7 protein-coding genes are annotated in these 2930 nt (G+C 65.6%); 4 read left to right on the top strand and 3 right to left on the bottom strand.

The features are described 5' to 3' along the window. Nucleotides 1-308, bottom strand: a 308-nt coding sequence (locus tag B7L68_RS03700) for an NUDIX domain-containing protein (protein ID WP_143615287.1), incomplete at its 3' end; no start/stop codon positions are given. 158 nt (nucleotides 309-466) lie between these two features. Between B7L68_RS03700 and B7L68_RS03695 the strand changes: the two genes are divergently transcribed. From B7L68_RS03695 to B7L68_RS03680, 4 genes are read left to right on the top strand one after another with little or no spacing between them, the layout of a single operon-like run. Next, nucleotides 467-781 carry a hypothetical protein gene (locus B7L68_RS03695; protein WP_081246345.1) on the top strand — a complete coding sequence of 105 codons (315 nt, stop codon included), beginning with the start codon at nucleotides 467-469 and terminating at the stop codon, nucleotides 779-781. After that, the gene (locus tag B7L68_RS03690) at nucleotides 778-1083 is read left to right on the top strand and encodes a transcriptional regulator (RefSeq protein WP_081246344.1); all 306 of its coding nucleotides are present in this window, start codon (nucleotides 778-780) and stop codon (nucleotides 1081-1083) included. The genes B7L68_RS03695 and B7L68_RS03690 overlap by 4 nt, the downstream gene beginning before the upstream one ends. Then, nucleotides 1080-1340: a ferredoxin gene (locus B7L68_RS03685; RefSeq protein ID WP_081246343.1), complete on the top strand. Its 261-nt coding sequence runs from the start codon at nucleotides 1080-1082 to the stop codon at nucleotides 1338-1340. The genes B7L68_RS03690 and B7L68_RS03685 overlap by 4 nt, the downstream gene beginning before the upstream one ends. Before the next feature lie 9 nt (nucleotides 1341-1349). After that, nucleotides 1350-1511 (top strand): 50S ribosomal protein L40e, encoded by a 162-nt coding sequence (locus B7L68_RS03680; protein ID WP_013680284.1) that lies wholly within the window; start codon nucleotides 1350-1352, stop codon nucleotides 1509-1511. Nucleotide 1512: 1 nt separating this feature from the next. Here B7L68_RS03680 and B7L68_RS03675 read toward each other — a convergent pair whose 3' ends face one another. Both B7L68_RS03675 and B7L68_RS08625 read right to left on the bottom strand, forming a co-directional pair. Next, nucleotides 1513-2226 carry a hypothetical protein gene (locus B7L68_RS03675; protein WP_081246377.1) on the bottom strand — a complete coding sequence of 238 codons (714 nt, stop codon included), beginning with the start codon at nucleotides 2224-2226 and terminating at the stop codon, nucleotides 1513-1515. A gap of 313 nt (nucleotides 2227-2539) precedes the next feature. Further along, the gene (locus tag B7L68_RS08625) at nucleotides 2540-2680 is read right to left on the bottom strand and encodes a hypothetical protein (protein ID WP_162008398.1); all 141 of its coding nucleotides are present in this window, start codon (nucleotides 2678-2680) and stop codon (nucleotides 2540-2542) included. Between the last annotated feature and the right edge of the window lie 250 nt (nucleotides 2681-2930).

Genomic DNA, 2930 nt, shown 5'->3' with positions numbered 1-2930 from the left:
TCATCCAGCTGGAAGACGAATGGATATACCTTGAGGTTGGGGGCGTTCATGGGGGAGTCGGGCTCCATCACGCCTCGCCAGTACGAGTCGGCGAGCTTGACGCCGACCTCCTCGGCCACCTCTCTCCTGACCGTGCCCAGGAGGTTCTCGCCGGGCTTCCAGTGGCCGCCCGGGAGGCCGACCTGCCCCGACCACGGGTCGCCCGGCCTCTCGACCCTTTTTATCAGGAGGAACCTCCTCCCGTTGAGTATAAGGGCCACGGCGGCCGTGTCGGGACCTCCCTCGGGTACGCGTAGATCAAGACACATGGATAGAATGCACCGCACATGTTTAAAAATTCGGCACGCCCAGCCTCCTCACGGCTCAGCCCTTGCAAGCCTCCTCACGCACCATGCCCCGGGCGTCGGCTAAAAACCCTACCTCCGACGGCTTGAAGTATTTAAATACCCTAGGGGTTTGGGGACGTATGTCCGCCGAAATATCCCTCCTGCATGGAAGGGCCAAGGAGGCGTTCGACAGGGATCCCTGCGTCGCCGACAGCCCGGCGCAGCTCGGCGACTGCGCCAGAGGCAGGCTGGCGTCCGCGGGCTTCGAGGCCAGGGACTTGGCCTACCTGGACGCCAATGTGGACCCCGCCGAGTCCCCGGAGAGGGCCAGATTCCTGAGGGTTGAGGCCAAATACGGCGAGAGCCCCGACAAGCACATCTTCACGTTCGCCATTCTGAAGAGCGCCGGCAAGTACAAGCTGCTGTGGCTCCAGAGCGCCGTAGCCACTAAATGACCGAGTTCCTGACCGGCAGAGAGAGGATAGCGAGAGTTCTGCTGTCCTCCCAGGAGCCCCTAGACGTCTTCCAAATAAGGGAGGCCGCCGGGCTCGACCTGACGCCGTCTGAGATATACGACGAGCTGGAGCACGTGGCCAAGACGCTCAAGAGGCAGGGCCTCAAGCTGGCCGTGGTGCCGGCCAGATGCCGGAACTGCGGCTACGAGTTCAGAGGCCGCGAGAGGCTGAGGAAGCCCTCGAAATGCCCCAGATGCCACAGCGAGAGGATAGAGCCGCCTAGGTTCTACGTGCGCAGATGACGGCGCGGGTCTCCATAGACGGCGCCGCATGCTTCGCCTGCGGGCTCTGCTACGTGCTGGCCCCCAACGTCTTCGTCGAGGGGCATGAGGGGAAGGCCGAGCTGAATCCCCGATACAGATCGGGCTCGCCCTACGAGGGGCTCGTGCCCGACGAGCTCCTGCCTGAGGCCGTGCGCGGCATGATGACCTGCCCCGTCAAGGCCATCGACGTGGCGGAGGTCGACGAGCGGCTAGAAAAGCTTAAAAACGCCCCGTAGGGCTGGGGCATGCCCATCACGCTGGACCCCGAGAAGTTGAGGATAGTGCTGGAGCACCGCTTTAACTACAAGGTCTGCAGGAACTGCGGCGCCAAGAACCCGCCGGAGGCCGTCAAGTGCAGGCGCTGCGGCAGCCGCAACCTCCGCCTGAAGAAATTCAAGAGCAAATAGCCTAGGTCTCCACCAGCCTCACCTCGACCTCCCAATTGTCTCGAGGCGTTATATAGATCAAGGCGGGCCTCAGGCCAAGCGCCCCGAGCACCTTCTGCCGGGCCTCTAGCACCATCTGCTTGCGCCTCAGCTTAGAGGGCTTGAAGCGAAAGCCCGTCTTGACCTCGACGTGGTAGAGCTGGCCGTCCCTCTCGAAGAGGAGATCCACCTGCCTCAGGGTTTCCAGGACTTCGATCTGCTCCTCCTCGGACAGCCCGTCGATCAGCTTGAAGAGCCTGCGGGCCGCCAGACGCTCCTCATCGGCGAAGTCGAGGCCCGCCACGTGTTCCGGCGGGGTGCCCTCCTCGACGTAGCTGACCAGCTCGCCCAGGCCCGCCTTGAGTATGGCCGCGAAGGTCCCGTCGTCCCTCCCGACGTATCTTACCAGGCCCCTGGGCGGGTCTATGAGCAGCTTGTAGCCGTCTGGCCCCAGGGTGGGCACGAACCAGCTCTTGTGCAGAGGCCACCTGCCGTCGACGAAGGCGGAGATGCGGCCCCTTCCCCTGTATCCCGTCGGAGGGGGACCTACGTCCGGCAGCTTCATATACGTCAGCAAGCCCTCCACGAGCATCGCGACGGCCTCGCCGCGGGCGGCGCCCGACAGTATACGCGCGGCGGCGATCTCGCCGAGAAGCCCTATGTCGGAGCCGAGCACGGCGAGGAGGTTCACCCTCATCTCCACGCGCACATCTCGATGCGTCAATATATTCACTTTGGACAAAACTACGCTTAAAGTGGACGCGCGGCGTACGCCGGGCTTGCAGACGCCGTAACGAGGTGGTTGGAGGTGGGCCGCTGGTAGTCGTTGGGATGGCCCAGCCGCCTCGGGAAATTGGCCTATGAGGTCGGCCGGAGGGGAAAAAGAGGGGTTTCATCCCGGCGGGGCCTCGCACGCCCGGCCCTCCCGACGCCCGCGCCTCATAGGATCCGTATGTACTCCTTCGTCCTCGCGGTAAATGCCAGCAGGCCTTTCGGCCTGTAGGCCTCCCTCACCCCGCCTTCGTGGGGCTCCAGTCGGCTGAACTCAAGCTCAAGCCTCCTGACGCCCCATCCGCGGAGCAGTAGACCCCGCCGAAAGGCATGCGGGCCTCCGACCCTCCCGCATGGGCCTCCACGGAGTACGGGCCCACGGGGCCCGCGGGCCTCCGCCCGACCACTCAACCATCCGGGGGTACCTGCGCGGCGCGCGGCCTCCGCGACGCGCTCCCCCGCGGCCGCGCCTCCATCCGCCGGGCCCCGCCGCGGAGGGCGGGGTGAAGCTTTAAAGGCCGGCCGTTTGGGCGGGCATGGGCCCGGCCGCGAGGTACGCGGCCATCGCCGCAGCCGCCCTGGCCGCAGTCGCCGTTCTGGCCCTCCTCCTGCCCGCCCAGCGCCAGGCGC

Source organism: Thermoproteus sp. CP80, assembly GCF_002077075.2.
In the GTDB taxonomy this organism is placed as follows: Archaea; Thermoproteota; Thermoprotei; order Thermoproteales; family Thermoproteaceae; genus Thermoproteus.
This window is presented reverse-complemented; position numbering and strand designations above follow the sequence as displayed.

Bases quoted from the DNA above. Each gene is read 5' to 3' on its own strand.
- B7L68_RS03690 (WP_081246344.1), top strand. From the start codon at position 778: ATGACCGAGTTCCTGACCGGCAGAGAGAGGATAGCGAGAGTTCTGCTG.
- B7L68_RS03685 (WP_081246343.1), top strand. From the start codon at position 1,080: ATGACGGCGCGGGTCTCCATAGACGGCGCCGCATGCTTCGCCTGCGGG.
- B7L68_RS03695 (WP_081246345.1), top strand. From the start codon at position 467: ATGTCCGCCGAAATATCCCTCCTGCATGGAAGGGCCAAGGAGGCGTTC.
- B7L68_RS03680 (WP_013680284.1), top strand. From the start codon at position 1,350: ATGCCCATCACGCTGGACCCCGAGAAGTTGAGGATAGTGCTGGAGCAC.
- B7L68_RS03675 (WP_081246377.1), bottom strand. From the start codon at position 2,226: ATGAGGGTGAACCTCCTCGCCGTGCTCGGCTCCGACATAGGGCTTCTC.